The 18460-nt window shown below is 60.8% G+C and carries 16 protein-coding genes; 7 read left to right on the forward strand and 9 right to left on the reverse strand.

The annotated features are described in order from the left end of the window. Positions 1-31 precede the first annotated feature (31 nt). Both ACTJK9_RS08985 and gpmI read right to left on the reverse strand, forming a co-directional pair. Complete coding sequence (locus ACTJK9_RS08985; protein WP_440813410.1) at positions 32-1318, reverse strand: murein hydrolase activator EnvC family protein; 1287 nt, start codon at positions 1316-1318, stop codon at positions 32-34. A 136-nt stretch (positions 1319-1454) separates the two neighbouring features. Further along, complete coding sequence (gene gpmI / locus ACTJK9_RS08990; protein WP_064592833.1) at positions 1455-2981, reverse strand: 2,3-bisphosphoglycerate-independent phosphoglycerate mutase; 1527 nt, start codon at positions 2979-2981, stop codon at positions 1455-1457. A gap of 152 nt (positions 2982-3133) precedes the next feature. On the opposite strand from gpmI, the gene ACTJK9_RS08995 reads away from it, so the two are divergent. Genes ACTJK9_RS08995 through secB form a run of 3 tightly spaced genes read left to right on the forward strand, consistent with a single transcriptional unit; the run spans position 3134 to position 4342 of the window. Then, positions 3134-3547 carry a rhodanese-like domain-containing protein gene (locus ACTJK9_RS08995; protein WP_007952524.1) on the forward strand — a complete coding sequence of 138 codons (414 nt, stop codon included), beginning with the start codon at positions 3134-3136 and terminating at the stop codon, positions 3545-3547. Position 3548: 1 nt separating this feature from the next. Further along, positions 3549-3803, forward strand: coding sequence for a glutaredoxin 3 (gene grxC / locus ACTJK9_RS09000; protein ID WP_007952522.1), 255 nt, complete (start codon positions 3549-3551; stop codon positions 3801-3803). A 53-nt stretch (positions 3804-3856) separates the two neighbouring features. Further along, entirely contained in the window at positions 3857-4342 is a 486-nt protein-coding gene (gene secB, locus ACTJK9_RS09005; RefSeq protein WP_007909233.1) for a protein-export chaperone SecB, read from the forward strand. A 118-nt stretch (positions 4343-4460) separates the two neighbouring features. Here the strand turns inward: secB and ACTJK9_RS09010 are convergent, their stop codons facing one another. After that, entirely contained in the window at positions 4461-4916 is a 456-nt protein-coding gene (locus tag ACTJK9_RS09010; RefSeq protein WP_007952520.1) for a tRNA (cytidine(34)-2'-O)-methyltransferase, read from the reverse strand. Here ACTJK9_RS09010 and ACTJK9_RS09015 point away from each other — a divergent pair. Next, positions 4915-5355: a hypothetical protein gene (locus ACTJK9_RS09015; protein WP_440813414.1), complete on the forward strand. Its 441-nt coding sequence runs from the start codon at positions 4915-4917 to the stop codon at positions 5353-5355. The two genes, ACTJK9_RS09010 and ACTJK9_RS09015, sit on opposite strands and share 2 nt — an antisense overlap. A gap of 410 nt (positions 5356-5765) precedes the next feature. On the opposite strand, the gene ntrC is transcribed toward ACTJK9_RS09015, so the two are convergent. From ntrC to glnA, 5 genes are all read right to left on the reverse strand, one after another. Beyond that, positions 5766-7202, reverse strand: coding sequence for a nitrogen regulation protein NR(I) (ntrC, locus tag ACTJK9_RS09020; protein ID WP_007952518.1), 1437 nt, complete (start codon positions 7200-7202; stop codon positions 5766-5768). Next, on the reverse strand, positions 7199-8284 hold the full coding sequence (gene glnL / locus ACTJK9_RS09025) for a nitrogen regulation protein NR(II) (protein ID WP_007952516.1): 1086 nt from the start codon (positions 8282-8284) through the stop codon (positions 7199-7201). The genes ntrC and glnL overlap by 4 nt, the downstream gene beginning before the upstream one ends. 230 nt (positions 8285-8514) lie before the next feature. Next, positions 8515-9138: a DUF4124 domain-containing protein gene (locus tag ACTJK9_RS09030; protein WP_440813417.1), complete on the reverse strand. Its 624-nt coding sequence runs from the start codon at positions 9136-9138 to the stop codon at positions 8515-8517. Then, positions 9135-9644 carry a DUF4124 domain-containing protein gene (locus ACTJK9_RS09035; protein WP_085611165.1) on the reverse strand — a complete coding sequence of 170 codons (510 nt, stop codon included), beginning with the start codon at positions 9642-9644 and terminating at the stop codon, positions 9135-9137. Before ACTJK9_RS09035 ends, ACTJK9_RS09030 begins: the two co-directional genes overlap by 4 nt. A gap of 206 nt (positions 9645-9850) precedes the next feature. After that, entirely contained in the window at positions 9851-11257 is a 1407-nt protein-coding gene (gene glnA, locus ACTJK9_RS09040) for a glutamate--ammonia ligase (RefSeq protein WP_011332032.1), read from the reverse strand. Positions 11258-11583: 326 nt separating this feature from the next. Here glnA and thiI point away from each other — a divergent pair, with 326 nt between their 5' ends. Together thiI and typA are read left to right on the forward strand one after the other, a co-directional pair. After that, positions 11584-13038 carry a tRNA uracil 4-sulfurtransferase ThiI gene (thiI, locus tag ACTJK9_RS09045; RefSeq protein ID WP_085684040.1) on the forward strand — a complete coding sequence of 485 codons (1455 nt, stop codon included), beginning with the start codon at positions 11584-11586 and terminating at the stop codon, positions 13036-13038. Between the two features lie 139 nt (positions 13039-13177). After that, the gene (gene typA / locus ACTJK9_RS09050) at positions 13178-14998 is read left to right on the forward strand and encodes a translational GTPase TypA (RefSeq protein ID WP_007952502.1); all 1821 of its coding nucleotides are present in this window, start codon (positions 13178-13180) and stop codon (positions 14996-14998) included. Between the two features lie 217 nt (positions 14999-15215). On the opposite strand, the gene ACTJK9_RS09055 is transcribed toward typA, so the two are convergent. Then, complete coding sequence (locus tag ACTJK9_RS09055) at positions 15216-15653, reverse strand: YkgJ family cysteine cluster protein (protein ID WP_007961740.1); 438 nt, start codon at positions 15651-15653, stop codon at positions 15216-15218. Between the two features lie 257 nt (positions 15654-15910). Here ACTJK9_RS09055 and ACTJK9_RS09060 point away from each other — a divergent pair, with 257 nt between their 5' ends. After that, positions 15911-18361, forward strand: a complete 2451-nt coding sequence (locus ACTJK9_RS09060; protein WP_039764697.1) for a glycogen/starch/alpha-glucan phosphorylase — start codon at positions 15911-15913, stop codon at positions 18359-18361. Positions 18362-18460: the final 99 nt, after the last annotated feature.

Raw genomic sequence — 18460 nt, forward strand, 5'->3', positions numbered from 1 at the left:
GTCGAACGAACTCCTGAATTAGATGGCGTGCTTATCCTTGCGCACGGCACCATTGCGCCGGATCACTCGGGTGACCCTGCTGACGAATTGCGAAATACAGCGCTGGTGTGTCCTGGCCGCCACTGTTACCCACAGTGGAGATGGACTCACCGGCTTTTACCACGTCACCTGCCGACTTCAGTAGCGTCTGGTTGTGACCGTAAAGACTCAGAAAACCGTTGCCGTGATCGAGGATCACCAGCAGCCCGGCGCCGCGCAGCCAGTCGGCAAACACCACGCGCCCGCCGTGTACGGCATGCACCTGGCTGCCGGCGGAGGCGCTGATCATCACGCCGTCCCACTTGGTGCGGGCATCGTCGCCACGGGTTTCGCCGAAGCGTGCCAGCAGTCGACCATCAACCGGCCATGGAAGTTTTCCCCGACTTGATGCAAAAGGGCCACCGAAGGTCTCGCCGCCGCTGGATACCAGGGCGCCGGGTGTCGATCTGGCAGGTTTGCGTGGGGCGTCGGAGTTTTCCGCCTCGGCCTCACGCAAGCGCTTTTTTTCGGCTTCCTGCTGGGCGATGAGCGCTTTCTGTCGCGCTTCTTCTGCCTCACGAGCCTGGCGGGCCAGGGTTTCTTCAATGGTTTTAAGGACTTTAGACAGATCTGCCTGATCCTGCTCGCGGGCGGCCAGTTTCTGGTCCCGGGCTTTCACGTCGTCATTGAGTTTGGCAAGGGCCTGCTGGCGCTCCTTGCGGACCTTGTCGAGCGCTTCGCGCCGAGTGTCGAGATCGCTTTGCTGCGCCAGCAACTGCGCCTGCTGCACGCCGATGTCCTTTTCGACATTGGCCAATTGGCGCAAGGTTTCGTTGAAGCTCTTCAGCTGTTCCAGGCGAGCCTGGCTCAGGTAGTCGTAATAGGTGAGGGTGCGGGCGAATTTCTCGGGATTCTGCTGGTTGAGCAGCAGCTTGAGGTATTCCTGGCGACCGTTCTGGTAGGCGGCGCGGGCCTGGATGGCGATCAGTCGCTGCTGTTCAGTGCGCGCGCTCTGGAGTTTTTTTTTCTCCGCATCGAGCCGCTGCAGCTCGGACTCGCTCTTCTTGAGCTCTTTCTGCAGGGCTTCGACCTGCTTCTCGAGCTTGCCCATCTCGGTTTCGGTGCCCTTGAGCTCCTTTTGTACCCCGGATTTTTCCTCCTGGAGCTTGCCCAGCAGTTTTTTCAGCTCGGCAATGTCCTGGCGCGTGGCGTCCAGTTGCTGTTGGGTTTGCGCGCGCTCATCCGCGAAGGCCGGTTGGAGCAGGCATGTCAGAGCGAGGGCGATCAGGACGCGAAGCATAGAGGCGGGCGGCACCAGGGTAAGGGACGGCCTAGTATGCCCGCCCGACGCGGCAAAAAAAACGCCTCAAAGCCAACTGCTTTGAGGCGTTCGTCATAAAAAGCCGTTTCAGGCTGATTACAGGGCGTTTTTGATATCAGACCAGAATCGAAGTGCCAGTCATTTCCGCCGGTTTTTCCAGGCCCAACAGTTTCAGCATGGTCGGCGCCACGTCCGCCAGCACGCCGCCTTCGCGGACTTTCAGGTCACGCTTGCCGACATAGATGAACGGCACCGGTTCGGTGGTGTGCGCGGTGTGCGCCTGGCCGGTGGATTCGTCGGCCATCTGCTCGACGTTGCCGTGGTCGGCGGTGATCAGCGCTTCGCCGCCGACCTTTTCCAGGGCTTCGACGATGCGGCCGACGCAAGTGTCCAGGCATTCCACGGCTTTCACTGCGGCTTCGAACACGCCGCTATGGCCGACCATGTCGCCGTTGGCGTAGTTGACCACGATCACGTCGTAGCGCTGGTTCTCGATGGCCTCGACGATACGGTCGGTGACTTCCGGCGCGCTCATTTCCGGCTGCAAGTCGTAGGTAGCGACTTTCGGCGACGGGATCAGGATGCGCTCTTCGCCCGGGAACGGCTCTTCGCGACCGCCGGAGAAGAAGAAGGTCACGTGGGCGTACTTCTCGGTTTCGGCGATGCGCAGCTGGGTCTTGCCGTTTTTCGCCAGATAGTCGCCGAGCACGTTTTCCAGGCTGCCGGGGGCAAAGGCTGCGGGGGCCGGGATGCTGGCGGCGTATTGGGTCAGGCCCACGTACTGCACTTTTGGCTGGCGTGCGCGCTCGAATTCCTTGAAACCGTCTTCGACAAACACGCGGCTCAGCTCGCGGGCGCGGTCGGCGCGGAAGTTCATGAACACCACGGCATCGCCGTCTTCGACTTTCACCGGCTCACCGATGCTGGTGGCTTTGACGAATTCGTCGCTCTCGCCACGGGCGTAAGCGGCTTCCAGACCTTCCTGGGCGGTGGCGGCGTTGAATTCTCCCTTGCCGTCAACGATCAGATTGTAGGCCTGGGCCACGCGATCCCAGCGGTTGTCGCGGTCCATGGCGTAATAGCGGCCGATCAGGCTGGCGATGCGGCCCTTGCCGAGGGCCTGGAAGGTCGCGTCGAGCAGTTCGATCGACGAGGCGGCGCTTTTCGGCGGCGTGTCACGGCCGTCGAGGAAGGCGTGCAGGTAGATCTTTTCGGCGCCGCGCTTGAAGGCCAGTTCGGCCATGGCGATCAGGTGATCCTGGTGGCTGTGAACGCCGCCATCCGACAGCAGGCCCATGAAGTGCACGGCCTTGCCGGCAGCCACGGCCTTGTCCACGGCGGCGCAGATGGTCGGGTTCTCGAAGAACTCGCCGTCGCGGATCGCTTTGGTCACGCGCGTGAAGTCCTGATACACCACGCGCCCGGCGCCGAGGTTCATGTGGCCGACTTCAGAGTTGCCCATCTGGCCGTCCGGCAGGCCGACGTCCATGCCGCTGCCCGAGATCAAGCCGTTCGGCACGGTGGCCCACAGGCGATCCAGCACAGGCTTTTTGGCCGCATAGACGGCGTTGGATTCGGGGCTGTCGCTGTGACCGAAGCCGTCGAGAATCATCAGGACCAAAGGTTTAGGCGTGGTAGTCATGGAATCCACTCGTGGCTAATAAGAAGAGGGCGATGGAAAAGGGAGTTGGAGTTTAAAGCGAAGTTCCGGCGGCGTCACCGCCGGACGGGGTTTGGCCGACCATAGTGGCTGTGTATACTGGCCGACATTTTAACGCCCTGGAACCTCCTTCGATGGTTGCTCACCTGATTGAATTTGCCACTAACCACTACATTCTTGTCGGTATCTTCGTCGTACTGCTGGCTTTGCTGCTGGCGCATACGGTGCAGGGCGGCGGTAAAAGCCTGAGCACGGGCGAGCTGACCGCACTAGTCAACAAGGAAGCCGGCGTGGTGGTGGACATCCGTCCGAGCAAGGACTACGCCGCCGGTCACATCGTTGGCGCGGTGAACATTCCCCAGGACAAACTGGCCGCCCGCATCGGCGAGCTGGAAAAACACAAGGCCAAGACCATCATTCTGGTCGACGCCCTGGGCCAGACCGCCGGCACCCACGCCCGCGAGCTGATGAAAGCCGGCTTCACCGCCGCCAAGCTGTCCGGCGGGATTTCCAGCTGGAAAGGCGACAACCTGCCGTTGGTGAAGTGACATGAGCGACGTCATCGTCTACTCCAGCGATTACTGCCCTTACTGCTCGCGCGCCAAGTACCTGCTCGCGAACAAAGGCGTGGCCTTCGAAGAGATCAAGGTCGATGGCAAGCCGCAGGTGCGCGCCGCCATGGCCCAGAAGGCCGGACGCACGTCCGTGCCGCAGATCTGGATCGGCGACACCCACGTCGGCGGATGTGATGATTTGTATGCCCTGGAGCGCGCCGGCAAGCTCGACGCGCTGCTCAAGGCCTGACCTGCTGCACACGTAAAGAACCCTAAAAGACCCAAGATCAGAAAGGATCTGAGATGACTGACCAACAGAACACTGCAGCCAGCGAAGAAGAAACCGCACCGCAATTCTCCTTGCAGCGCATCTACGTACGCGACCTGTCCTTCGAAGCCCCGAAAAGCCCGGCGATCTTCCGCCAGCAGTGGGATCCGGCGGTCGCTCTGGATCTGAATACCCGCCAGAAAGCCCTGGAAGGTGATTTCTACGAAGTCGTGCTGACCCTGTCCGTCACCGTGAAAAACGGTGAAGAAGTGGCCTTCATCGCTGAAGTGCAACAGGCCGGTATCTTCCTGATCAAGAACCTGGACGCGGCTTCCATGAGCCACACCCTGGGTGCGTTCTGCCCGAACATCCTGTTCCCGTACGCTCGCGAAACCCTGGACAGCCTGGTGACCCGCGGTTCGTTCCCGGCCCTGATGCTGGCCCCGGTGAACTTCGACGCCCTGTACGCGCAAGAGCTGCAGCGCATGCAGGAGTCCGGCGAGACTCCGACCGTTCAGTAAATGATCTGAGCGTTGACGCAAGTCCAATGTGGGAGCGGGCTTGCTCGCGAAAGCGGTGTGTCAGGTGGCATAANGGCCCCTTCGCGAGCAAGCCCGCTCCCACATTTGTTATGCGGTGTTATTTGAAGTCGTTCTGCCGCCACGCTTCGTAAACGGCCACTGCCACGGTGTTGGACAGGTTCAGGCTGCGGCAGCCTTCGCGCATCGGCAGGCGCAGGCGCTGTTCGCCGGGCAAGGCGTCGAGCACTTCCGGCGGCAGGCCACGGCTTTCCGGGCCGAAGATGAACGCATCGCCGGGGACGAACGCGGCATCGTGAAACGGCCGCGAACCCTTGGTGGTGAAGGCGAACAGCCGTGGATGACCGAGGCTTTCCAGGCAGCTGGCGAGGTCGGCATGGCGCTGCAAAGTGGCATACTCGTGGTAGTCGAGACCGGCGCGGCGCAAGCGCTTGTCGTCCATCTCGAAGCCCAGCGGTTCGATCAAATGCAGGTGGCAGCCGCTGTTGGCGCACAGCCTGATAACGTTGCCGGTGTTCGGCGGAATTTCCGGTTGAAAAAGGATGACGTGAAACATGCACGGCTCCGAAGGTAAAGATGACGCGCATTCTACGCCGCAAGCGGATCCGCGTTCGAAACTATTCCCGCGGGTGATGGCCTCACTGGCGATCGTCGGTGTGATGGTCGGGATGATGATCGGCCGTTTGACCACGCCTGACCCGACCGTTTTGCAGCAGGTCGAGGTGATCGATGGCGGGCTGGCGGTCTGGTTCAACAACGAGCCGAAGCTGCATGGCGAGATCGTCGATGGCAGCGTTGCGCTGTTGTTCGAGGCCGAAGGCCAGGCGCAGAAAGGCCAGCTCAAGTTCAACGGCAAGGACGTGAACTGGCGGACGCGGTTGAGTGACGGGGGATTGTTGCTGACGCTGGTGGCGGCGCGGCCGCTGCAGGGCGACTGGGCCGGCCAGGCGGTCAATGACCGCTGGCGGCTGGAGATCCATCTCCGGGAGCAATAAAAGAGGGAATCCCCGGCCTGCCTGTACCAAGGTTCCCGAAACGGGCGGGCTCATCGCATCGCGTTCTGAGCCGGTGTAAAGAAGGAACCCCTGACCTGCCTGTATCAAGGGCCCCAAAAGGGTGGACTCGATGAGTCCGGTGTAAAGAGGGGAATCCCCGGCCTGCCTGTACCAAGGCCCCCGAAAGGGTGGGTGAATCGAATCACCTGATGGAGTTACTGCAGGGGGCGTGCCAGTTTTTCTCGTTTTGAAACAAAAAAGCCCGGCACAATGACGAAGGCCCCGTAGTACGGGGCCTTCGTCTTTTTACAGGTTGGGATTTTCAGCTGTTTACAGTGCAAGCCTGGACCGGTGACCGTGCCCGATTAAGGGTCACGGTGCCTTGCGGCGGTGCAGGTTGGCGCTGAATCTCAGCCTTCATCGCCCTCGTCATCATCCCCGCCATCGACCTTCATGCCGAGTTCCTTGATCTTGCGGGTCAGGGTGTTCCGGCCCCAGCCCAGCAGCACGGCAGCGTCGCGACGACGCCCGGCGGTGTGCTTCAGAGCCGTTTCGATCATGATTCGCTCGAACGCCGGCACCGCGCTGTCGAGCAGGCTCGACTGCCCGCGTGCCAGGGCCTGATCGGCCCATTGGCGCAGCGCCTGTTCCCAGTTGGTCACCGGCGCCGAGTCCTGCGGCAGGCTCAGCAGTTCCGGCGGCAGATCGCTGATGTGCACCTCGCGCCCGGACGCCATCACGGTGATCCAGCGGCAGGTGTTTTCCAGCTGGCGCACGTTGCCAGGCCACGGCAGGTTCTTCAGGTACTCCTCGGTCTCGCTTTTCAGCAGCTTCGGCTCCACCGCCAGTTCTTGCGCGGCGCGGCTGAGGAAGTGCTTGGCCAGGGTCGGGATGTCTTCGCGACGGTCCGACAGGCGCGGGATGTGGATGCGGATCACGTTGAGGCGGTGGAACAAGTCTTCACGGAATTTCCCGGCGTGAACCAGGGTTTCCAGATTCTGGTGGGTCGCCGCGATGATCCGCACATCGACCTTGACCGGTACATGCCCGCCGACGCGATAAAACTCGCCATCGGCCAGCACCCGCAGCAGTCGGGTCTGGGTGTCCGCCGGCATGTCGCCGATTTCATCGAGGAACAGCGTGCCGCCGTCGGCCTGTTCGAAACGGCCGCGACGCAGGTTGGCCGCACCGGTGAACGCGCCTTTCTCGTGGCCGAACAGTTCGGATTCCATCAGGTCTTTCGGGATCGCCGCCATGTTCAGCGCGATGAACGGCGAGGCCGCGCGCGGGCTGTGGCGGTGCAGGGCGTGAGCCACTAGTTCTTTGCCGGTGCCGGATTCGCCGTTGATCAGCACGGTGATGTTGGAGTGGCTCAAGCGCCCGATGGCGCGAAACACTTCCTGCATCGCCGGCGCTTCGCCGATGATTTCCGGGGTGCGGGTCAGGGTCGGGGCGACTTCCAGGCCCTGTTGTTCCTGAGCATGCTGATTGGCGCGTTTGACCAGCGAAACCGCCTCGTCAACGTCGAACGGCTTGGGCAGGTACTCGAACGCGCCACCCTGATAGGAGGCGACAGCGCTGTCCAGATCGGAATGAGCGGTCATGATGATCACCGGCAGCCGCGGGTGCTGCTCGCGGATCCGTGCCAGCAGGTCCAGGCCACTGGCGCCGGGCATGCGGATGTCGGAGATGATCACGTCCGGCTGTTGGCGCGCGAGGCGGCTCATCACGCCATCGGCGCTGTCGAAGCTCTGGGTGGTCATGCCTTCCTGTTGCAGGGCTTTTTCCAGAACCCAACGGATAGAACGGTCGTCATCGACGATCCACACGGTTTCACTACGGCTCATGTCGATGTGGCTCCTTGTTCCAGTGGCAGAAAGATCGAGAACGTGGTGTGGCCTGGATGGCTGTCACACTCGATCAGGCCCTGGTGCTGGCTGATGATGTTCTGGGTGATGGCCAGGCCGAGCCCGGTACCGTCCGGACGGCCGCTGACCATGGGAAAGAAGATGGTTTCCTGCAGTTCCGCCGGAATGCCCGGACCGTTGTCGATGATCTCGATCTTGGTCACCAGGCGATGACGGACGTGGCCGATGGTGAACTGGCGCATGGCGCGGGTGCGCAGGCTGATGCGGCCCAGGCGCAGTTCGTTCTGGCTGCTGATGGCCTGCATCGCGTTGCGCACGATGTTCAGCACCGCCTGAATCATTTGTTCGCGGTCGATCAGGACATCGGGGATGCTCGGGTCGTAATCGCGCACCAGCGTGATGCAGCCCTGGCTTTCGGCCTCGACCAGTTGGCAGACCCGCTCCAGCACTTCGTGGACGTTGCACAGGGCCAGCGACGGCAGTTTGTTCGAACCGAGCATGCGGTCGACCAGATTGCGCAGGCGGTCGGCCTCTTCGATGATCACGTTGGTGTAGTCGCGCAGGCTGTCTTCCGGCAGTTCCCGGGCCAGCAGTTGCGCGGCGCCACGAATGCCGCCCAGCGGGTTCTTGATCTCGTGGGCCAGGCCGCGCACCAGCATCTTGCTGGTTTCCTGCTTCGACAACTGGGCCTCTTCCTTGGTGATCCGCAACAGGCGGTCACGGGGATGGACCTCCAGCAGGAGCAGGGTCGCGCCGTTGCTGAGGATCGGCGTCACCGCGTAATCCACGGTCAGGGTCTGGCCGGTGAGGGCAGTGAGCATCGCTTCGCGCTTGGTGAACGGGTGCGCCTGCTCCACCGCCTGGCGCAACGAATTGAGCGCCTCGGTGGACTCGGTGAACAGCTCGCTGATGAACTGCCCATGGCTGCGCTGGCCGCTGATGGCCAGCAGCATCTCCGCCGCCGGGTTCATGTACTCGAGGCGCAATTCGCTGTCGAGCAGGATGGTGGCGGTGGTCAGGTTGTCGAGTAGCAAGCGATGCAGTGCGTCACTGATGGTCATGAGGACCTCTTTTGGAGCATGGCGCGCGCAGGGATACAGCGCTGATGCGAGGAAAATGCAAAAACCAAACCAAGGCTCCGAAAAGAAGCGTTCAACCCCTGAAACGGGCGTTTGACGCTCGTTTGCGTGGCAGTCAAACCGCTCTGGCGGGTACTTTCGAACCAAAATGGGTTGGAATGTGAGTACGGTGCAATGTATTGCACCAATATAGTGCGCAAAGCTGAACGGCGTCAGAAGAAACGCAGGAAAGGATTTTTCGGTTCGGCGGGTTTGTCTTTCAGCGGGCATTCCGGGCGCACGCCGTAGTCGGCGCTGACGCAGGGTTTGACCTGACGCTTCTGTGCCAGGGAAATGCGCTGCATGTGGAACGGCTGGTTGGCGGTTTTCTCCACCGTTCGACCCTGAGCATCGAGGATCTCCACCGACAGGTTGTGGCTGCCACGATCGATGTTGCTCAGCGGGAACACCGGGCTTGGGCCGGGTTCGCCGACGGCCTGGCCATCCAGCAGCAGGCGATACCGATGACCTTTTTGCAGGCCCGGCTCGCTGGTGACGCTGACGATCAGTTCGCCGGCGCTGCTGCGAATGGTCGCGTCCGGCTCGGGGATCAGCACCCGCAGCATGTCGTAGTGGAGCAGCGGCGGCTCAGCTGATTGCTTCGACGGCGTGACCGGTGCAGCGGCGGTCGGGTTCGAGGCCATGCGATTGCTGGTGGCCAGCGGCACACGCTTGGCGTTGCCCCGTGGTTGATCGGTGTAGACCCGATTGCCCTGTGCGTCGACGTAAGTGAACACCTCGGCCGATGCGCCAAACGCGATCAGCGACAGGCACAAGGCAATCAATCCTCGCATCATGGCCTGTGCACCCGCTGCACGGTGAACACCACCGCCGGACTCTGCTGAATGATCGCCTCGCCATTGATCACCTGCACCGCCAGCCGATGCTCGCCCCGGTCAACGTTCACCAGTTGCAGGATCGGTACATTGCTCGGTTGGCCATAAGGCGCATCATCCAGCAGCAGACGCAATTGATGCGGCGGTTGCAGGCGCGGCTTGATCAGCACGCTGACCGTGAAGGTGCCGTTGTTGGCGCGCAGGGCTTCTTCGGTGGGCAGGCCGGTCAGCTCCAGCGCTTCGTAGGCATTGCGTGCTGGCGCAGGACTGGGGGTGACTGAAGAGGGCGGGCTCGGTGCCTGGGGCTGGACGCTGTTGAGTGGCGGCAACTCCACCGGCTGCGCCTGCACGCCGTCCGGCGCGTGATCGCTGTACACCCTGTTGCCGCTGGCGTCGGTGTACTTGTAGATCTGCGCGGCGGCGGGCAGGGCGATCAGCAGCAAAATACAGAGAAGGGTGCGACCCATGAAATCGACCGGAAACGAAAACGATGGGTTGCAGCATAGGCCAGTCGCCGCGGTTGGCCCAACTCGCTGCACATCCAGAAATGTATTCAAACACCACAAGCCCGCTCCCACAGGGTGGTGCATCGCCAACAAATTCCGGCCAATAAAAAAAGGCCTCCCGAAGGAGGCCTCTCTTTTGTCACGCCGCGTGGCGCGGCGCTACCGGATCAGCAGCTGTAGTACAGCTCATATTCCAGTGGGTGTACGAAGGTGCGGACCTTGATTTCTTCTTCGGATTTCAGCGCGATGTAAGCGTCGATGAAGTCGTCGGAGAACACGCCGCCCTTGGTCAGGAACGCACGGCCCTTGTCCAGCTCTTCCAGAGCTTCTTTCAGGCTGCCGCAAACTTGCGGGATCTCTTTCGCCTCTTCAGGCGGCAGGTCGTACAGGTTCTTGTCGGCAGCATCGCCTGGGTGGATCTTGTTCTGGATACCGTCCAGACCTGCCATCAGCAGCGCTGCGAAAGCCAGGTACGGGTTGGCAGCCGGATCCGGGAAGCGGGCTTCGATACGACGGCCTTTAGGGCTGTTGACGTAAGGAATACGGATCGAGGCGGAACGGTTGCGAGCCGAGTAGGCCAGCATCACTGGAGCTTCGAAGCCTGGCACCAGACGCTTGTAGGAGTTGGTGGCCGGGTTGGTGAAGCCGTTCAGGGCCTTACCGTGCTTGATGATGCCGCCGATGAAGTACAGGGCGGTGTCGGACAGGCCGGCATAACCTTCACCCGCGAAGGTGTTCTTGCCATCTTTGGAGATGGACATGTGAACGTGCATGCCCGAACCGTTGTCGCCGTACAGCGGCTTCGGCATGAAGGTCGCGGTGCGGCCGTAAGCGTCGGCAACGTTGTGCACAACGTACTTCAGGGTCTGGGTTTCGTCGGCTTTCTTCACCAGGGTGTTGAACTTGACGCCGATTTCGTTCTGGCCGGCAGTTGCCACTTCGTGGTGGTGAACTTCAACGGTCAGGCCCATTTCTTCCAGTGCGTTGCACATGGAGGTACGGATTTCGTGGTCGTGGTCGAACGGCGGAACCGGGAAGTAGCCGCCTTTCACGCCTGGACGGTGGCCTTTGTTGCCGCCTTCCACGTCCTGGTCGGACATCCACGAGCCTTGCTCGGAGTAGATCTTGAACATCGAACCGGAGATGTCGGACTTGAACTTCACTTCGTCGAAGATGAAGAACTCAGGCTCTGGACCGGCGAATACGGTGTCACCGATACCGGTGGTCTTCAGGTATTCCTCGGCGCGGCGGGCGATGGCGCGCGGGTCGCGATCGTAACCTTGCATGGTCGAAGGTTCGATGATGTCGCAGACCAGGATCAGGGTCGGCTCTTCGGTGAACGGGTCCAGAACGGCGGTTTCGTCGTCCGGCAGCAGGATCATGTCGGAGGCTTCGATGCCTTTCCAGCCAGCGATGGAGGAACCGTCGAACATCTTGCCAACTTCGAAGAAGTCGTCTTCCAGCGCATCGCGAGCCGGCATGGTCACGTGGTGCTGAGTGCCTTTGGTGTCCGTGAAGCGCAGATCAATCCACTTGACGTCATGATCTTTGATGAGTTGAACCGACTTCGACATAGTGTCCTCCGGGTGAATTAGGGCGGGTAGTGGATGCCCTTAATAGTGGTGATGCCGGCGCGAATACTCTGCCAAGGCAACCTGCCTCACAAGGGAGCAAATTGCATGCCAGTGCCCCAGCATGGGTTTTTTGCCCCAAATTCACGCTTCTAAAGGTCGAAAGCGCCTTAAAGGCGAAAATCTCGCCCTTTAATGTAGCGCTCAAATCGAAAATGATCCGTTTTGGTGCGTGCAAAACCTTCTGCACATTAACTGGTTAAACCTTGAGCAATTTCCGCTATAATCCGCGCCCCCCTTTTTCGGCTGGCCCTGCGCGCGCTGTTTTCATGAAACTAATCGTAAAAGTCTTCCCCGAGATCACCATCAAAAGCCGACCTGTCCGGACGAAATTCATCCGCCAGCTGGCCAAGAACATCCGCACCGTGCTCCGCGATCTGGACCCGGCCGTGGTGGTGAACGGTGTGTGGGACAATCTCGAGCTGGAAACCCGCGTCACCGACCCCAAGGCCCTGAAAGAGATGGGCGAACGCCTGACCTGCATGCCGGGCATCGCGCACTTTCTGCAGATCGACGAGTACCCGCTGGGCGACTTCGACGACATCACCGAAAAGTGCAAGCAGCACTACGGCGATGCGCTGGCCGGGAAGATTTTCTCGGTGCGCTGCAAGCGTGCGGGCAAGCATGCGTTCAGCTCGATGGACGTCGAAAAATACGTCGGCAGCAAGCTGCGCCGTGAGTGCGGTGCCGCCGGAATCGACCTGAAAGCGCCTGAAATCGAAGTCCGCATCGAAGTTCGCGACAAACGGTTGTTCGTGATTCACAGCCAGCACAATGGCATCGGCGGCTACCCGCTCGGTGCGCTGGAGCAGACGCTGGTATTGATGTCCGGCGGCTTTGACTCGACGGTGGCCGCGTACCAGATCCTTCGTCGCGGCCTGATGACGCACTTCTGCTTCTTCAATCTGGGCGGCCGTGCCCACGAATTGGGCGTGATGGAAGTCGCGCATTTCATCTGGAAGAAGTACGGCAGCTCGCAACGCGTGCTATTTGTCAGTGTTCCGTTCGAAGAAGTCTTGGGCGAAATTCTCGGCAAGGTCGACGACAGTCATATGGGCGTCGTATTGAAGCGTATGATGTTGCGCGCAGCGTCGAGCATTGCCGAACGCCTGCACATCGATGCGCTGGTCACCGGCGAAGCGATTTCCCAGGTGTCGAGCCAGACGCTGCCGAACCTGTCGGTCATCGATTGCGTCACCGACAAACTGGTCCTGCGGCCGCTGATCGTCGCCCACAAGCAGGACATCATCGACACGGCCGACCAGATCGGTACCGGTGATTTCGCCCGGCACATGCCGGAATACTGCGGCGTCATCTCGGTCAACCCGAAGACCGCCGCCAAGCGTGGCCGGGTCGAGCACGAAGAGCAGGAATTCGACATGGCGGTGCTTGAGCGTGCGCTCGCAAACGCCAGACTGGTGCCGATCGATCGGGTGATCGACGAATTGGGCCAGGATTTGCAGATCGAAGAAGTCAGCGAAGCGCTGGCCGGTCAGATCGTCATCGACATCCGCCACCCGGATGCCGCCGAGGATGACCCGCTGGAGCTCGCCGGCATAGAGGTACAGACGATGCCGTTCTACGCAGTGAACGCTCGTTTCAAGGAACTGGACCCTACTCGCCAGTACCTGCTGTATTGCGACAAAGGCGTGATGAGTCGCCTGCATGCCCACCATTTGCTCAGTGAGGGGCATGCCAATGTGCGCGTTTATCGACCGAGCTAAGTGCCCGGGGCTGTTTGCCTGTGGCCTGCGTCACCGGCCCCCCGACACCGCCGTCAAGCTGTAACGGCCATGCCGGACACTACTGTCAATCGCTGCCAAGACTTGTCAGCAAACCGAATCCTCTGATCGAGATACACAAGTGATCGAAAATCTACGCAACATCGCCATCATTGCCCACGTTGACCATGGTAAGACCACCCTGGTAGACAAACTCCTGCGTCAATCCGGCACCCTGGAGCGCAACGAGCTCAACGACGAGCGCGTGATGGACTCCAACGACCAGGAAAAAGAGCGCGGCATTACCATTCTGGCGAAAAACACCGCCATCAACTGGAACGGCTACCACATCAACATCGTGGACACCCCGGGCCACGCCGACTTCGGCGGCGAAGTTGAGCGCGTAATGTCCATGGTTGACTCCGTGCTGCTGCTGGTCGACGCCCAGGACGGCCCTATGCCGCAAACCCGTTTCGTGACCAAGAAGGCTTTCGAAGCCGGCCTGCGTCCGATCGTGGTCATCAACAAGGTTGACCGTCCGGGCGCGCGTCCTGACTGGGTTCTGGACCAGATCTTCGATCTGTTCGACAACCTGGGCGCCACCGAAGAACAACTGGACTTCCAGGTTGTTTACGCTTCGGCCCTGAACGGCATCGCCGGTCTGGACCACACCGCCATGGGCGAAGACATGACCGCGCTGTACCAGGCGGTAGTCGACCACGTTCCGCCTCCGGCTGTTGACCGTGACGGTCCGTTCCAGATGCAGATCTCCGCTCTGGACTACAACAGCTTCCTGGGTGTTATCGGTGTTGGCCGTATCGCTCGTGGTCGCGTCAAGCCGAACACTCCGGTTGTCGCTATCAGCGCCGACGGCAAGCGCCGCAACGGTCGTATCCTGAAGCTGATGGGTCACCACGGTCTGCACCGCGTTGACGTTGAAGAAGCAGCGGCCGGCGACATCGTCTGCATCAGCGGTTTCGACGAGCTGTTCATCTCCGACACCCTGTGCGACATCAACAACGTCGAGGCGATGAAGCCTCTGACCGTTGACGAGCCAACCGTTTCCATGACCTTCCAGGTAAACGACTCGCCATTCTGCGGTAAAGAAGGCAAGTTCGTGACTTCCCGTAACATCAAGGATCGTCTGGACAAAGAGCTGCTGTACAACGTTGCACTGCGCGTTGAAGAAGGCGACTCGGCTGACAAGTTCAAGGTTTCCGGCCGTGGTGAGCTGCACCTCTCGGTACTGATCGAAACCATGCGTCGCGAAGGCTTCGAGCTGGCCCTGGGCCGTCCTGAAGTGATCATCCGTGAAGTCGACGGCGTGAAGCAGGAACCGTTCGAAAACGTAACCATCGACATCCCTGAAGAATCCCAGGGCAAGGTCATGGAAGAGATGGGTCTGCGTAAAGGCGACCTGAGCAACATGGTGCCGGATGGCAAAGGCCGTGTTCGTCTGGAATACAACATCCCTGCTCGCGGTCTGATCGGTTTCCGTAACCAGTTCCTGACCCTGACCAACGGTGCTGGCATCCTGACCTCGATCTTCGACCGTTATGCTCCAGTGAAGTCGGGCCACATGTCCGGCCGTCAGAACGGCGTTCTGGTTTCGGTTGAAACCGGCAAGGCGCTGACCTACTCCCTGGAAACCCTGCAGGCTCGTGGCAAGCTGTTCGTAGAACACGGCCAGGAGATCTACAACGGTCAGATCGTTGGTCAGAACTCCCGCGACAACGACCTGGGTGTGAACCCGACCAAAGGCAAGAAGCTCGACAACATGCGTGCTTCGGGTAAAGACGAAACCATCGCTCTGGTCCCACCTGTTCGCTTCACCCTGGAACAGGCTCTGGAATACATCCAGGAAGACGAGCTGTGCGAAGTGACTCCTAAGTCCATCCGTCTTCGCAAGAAGATCCTGGACGAAAGCGAGCGTACCCGCGCTGCCAAGAAAGCCAAGGCATAAGATTTAGCCAAGGCTGAAAAAAACGCCCCCGGTCGAGAGATCGGGGGCGTTTTTGTTTGTCTGGGGTTTATGCAGTGTCTGTTCCGTCGCTATCGCGGGCAAGCCCGCTCCCACAGTGTTTTGAGTCGTACCTAAAGTTTGTGTACAGCAAAAAAACCTGTGGGAGCTGGCTTGCCAGCGAAGGCGGCCGATCAGCCGCCGAACATATCAGGGCAGATCAGAATTTCTCGATCGAACGGGAGTTCTGCACCCGCTCCACTTCCTTCGGCTTGTACGCGCAATAACCCGGGCGCGGGCCGATCTTCGGGTGGTTGCGGCAAGTGTCCGGGCGCTTGTCATAAATGGTGCACAGGCGGCTCTTACGATCCAGGTAGTAGCAATCGTTGTTGCTCATGCGCTGCAGGGTGAAAATCCCCGACTTCTGGTTGAAGCGCTCGACCAGACCTTCCTTTTGCAGGCGCTTGGCGATGTTCTTCGGCGGGTCGCCCAGTTCGAACTCGTCGACCACGCCGATGCGCACCAGGTCCTTGATCTTGACCTCGACCGGCAGCGTGCAGCAGCTGGAAACGCACGAGCCGCACATCGGGGCCGAATATTTGGCCCAGGTATCGAGACGGTCGATCTCGGCTGCGGCGATCAGGTTGGGCTTCATCATCGGTGTTTACCAGGCGTGTGCATCAGGGCGCGCGATCATACCGGGACGGGTGGAATTTTGAACAACCTTTCGCCAGATTTTTTCTTCGCGCGTTTGCAGGGGCGACAATTCGGCACGGCCCCTGCATTCATTGAGGCATATGACAAAGTAATGCCGGTCGATCTCACACTCTCGGTAAAAACTGCCGAACCAGAGCCCTTACCGTCGGTCAGACCGTCTAGGCTCTGACAACTCCCCGCTCGCTCGAGGTCCTATCGATGACTCAAGAACCACTAGTTCGCGAAGCAGAGGTGGCCGCATTCCGCGACGCCGTCCTGACCAAACTCACCTATGCGGTGGGCAAAGACCCGGATCACGCCTTCGACCATGACTGGTTCGAAGCCATCGCCCTGGCGGCGCGCGATCACATGGTCGAGCACTGGATGGACCACACCCGGCAGATTTACCGCAAAGGCCAGAAGCGGGTGTATTACCTCTCGCTGGAATTTCTCATCGGCCGTTTGCTGTACGACAGCCTGAGCAACCTCGGTTTGCTGGACGTCGCCCGTGAAGCCTTGACCGAACTGGGCGTCGATCTCGAGCGCATCCGCATCCTGGAGCCGGACGCGGCGCTGGGCAACGGTGGCCTCGGACGGCTGGCGGCGTGCTTCATGGAAAGCATGTCGACCCTCGGTATCGCCGGCCACGGCTATGGCATTCGTTATGAGCACGGGTTATTCCGTCAGGCCATCGTCGATGGCTGGCAACAGGAGCAGACCGAGCACTGGCTGGATTTCGGCAACCCCTGGGAGTTCGAGCGGCCAGAGGTGGTCTATCCGATCGGCTTTGGCGGCAGCGTCGAGACCGTCACAGACGCCAGCGGCAAGTCCCGGCAAGTCTGGCACCCGGCGGAAACCGTCCGGGCCATTGCCTACGACACCCCGGTGGTCGGCTGGCGCGGGGCGAGCGTCAACACCTTGCGCCTGTGGCGGGCGCGGGCGATGGAAGACCTGCACCTGGAGCGCTTCAACGCCGGTGACCACCTCGGAGCCGTCGCCGAAGTGGCCCGGGCCGAAAGTATCTCCCGCGTGCTTTACCCGGCGGACAGCACTGAAGCCGGGCAGGAACTGCGCCTGCGTCAGGAATACTTCTTCGTCGCTGCGTCGCTTCAGGACTTGCTGCGCCGTCATCGCAACATGCACACCTCGGTGCTGACCCTCGGCGATCACGCGGCGATTCAGCTCAACGACACCCACCCTTCGATTGCCGTTGCCGAATTGATGCGCCAACTGGTCGACGTCTACGACGTGGCCTGGGACGCGGCGTGGCAAGTCACCGTCGACACGCTGTCGTACACCAACCACACGCTGTTGCCCGAAGCCCTGGAGACCTGGCCGGTGGGGCTGATGGAGCGCATGCTGCCGCGGCACATGCAGATCATTTACCTGATCAACGCCCAGCACATCGATTCGTTGCGGGCCAAGGGCATCCACGATTTCGACGTGCTGCGCGCGGTGTCGTTGATCGAGGAAGACAACGGCCGCCGAGTGCGCATGGGCAACCTCGCGTTTCTCGGCTCGCACAGCGTCAATGGCGTGTCCGGACTGCACACGCAACTGATGCGCAAAACCGTATTTGCCGAGCTGCACAAGCTGTATCCGGAGCGAATCAACAACAAGACCAACGGCATCACCTTCCGCCGCTGGCTGTACCAGGCCAACCCGGAGCTGACGTCGATGTTGGTCGATGCCCTTGGCGCCGACGTGCTGGACAACCCTGAAGAGCGTCTGCTCGATCTTGAGCCGTTCGCCGAAAAACCCGCCTTCCGCAAAGCCTTCGCCGAGCAGCGGCTGCACAGCAAAAAAGCCCTCGCTTACCTGATCCATGAACGGCTGGGGATCGCGGTCAATCCGGCGGCGATGTTCGACGTGCAGGTCAAACGGATCCACGAATACAAACGCCAGTTGCTCAACCTTATGCACACCGTCGCGCTGTATCAGGCGATCCGCGCCGAGCCGGAAATCGACTGGGTGCCGCGGGTGAAAATCTTCGCCGGCAAAGCCGCGGCGAGTTATCACCAGGCCAAGCTGATCATCAAGCTGACCAACGACATCGCCCGGGTGGTGAACAACGACCCGACCGTGCGTGGCCTGCTCAAAGTGGTGTTCCTGCCCAACTACAACGTCAGCCTGGCGGAGAGCATCATTCCGGCGGCGGACCTGTCGGAGCAGATCTCCACCGCCGGTTTCGAAGCCTCGGGCACCAGCAACATGAAGTTCGGCCTCAACGGCGCGCTGACCATCGGCACCCTCGACGGCGCCAACGTGGAAATGTGCGAGAGCATCGGCGCCGAGCACATGTTTATCTTTGGCCTCAGTGCCCAGCAGGTCGAAGCGCGCAAGCAGAACCACGAGTTCAGCGCGGTGCCGGACATTGCCGCGTCCCATCGCCTCAATGATGTGTTGCAGGCGATCCGCAGCGGGGTGTTCTCGCCGGACGACACGTCGCGCTACACCGGGCTGATCGATTCGCTGGTGGATTACGACCGGTTCTTCGTCTGCGCCGATTTCGACTCCTACTGGGAGGCGCAGATGCGCGTCGATGCGCTCTGGCACGACGCCAATAACTGGTGGCGTTCGGCGGTGCTGAATACTTCGCGCATGGGCTGGTTCTCCTCCGACCGGACGATCCGCGAGTACGCTACGGATATCTGGAAGGCACTGGAGTAACTTTTAGCGACAAATGTGCGCCCGGCCCCACGATTGTTGGGCCGGGCCGATATACTGAGCCTTGGTTCCGCCCCGCTACGGGGCTGCTCAGGGATATCG

The organism is Pseudomonas sp. 22082, from assembly GCF_052046055.1.
Classification (GTDB): domain Bacteria; phylum Pseudomonadota; class Gammaproteobacteria; order Pseudomonadales; family Pseudomonadaceae; genus Aquipseudomonas; species Aquipseudomonas pharyngis.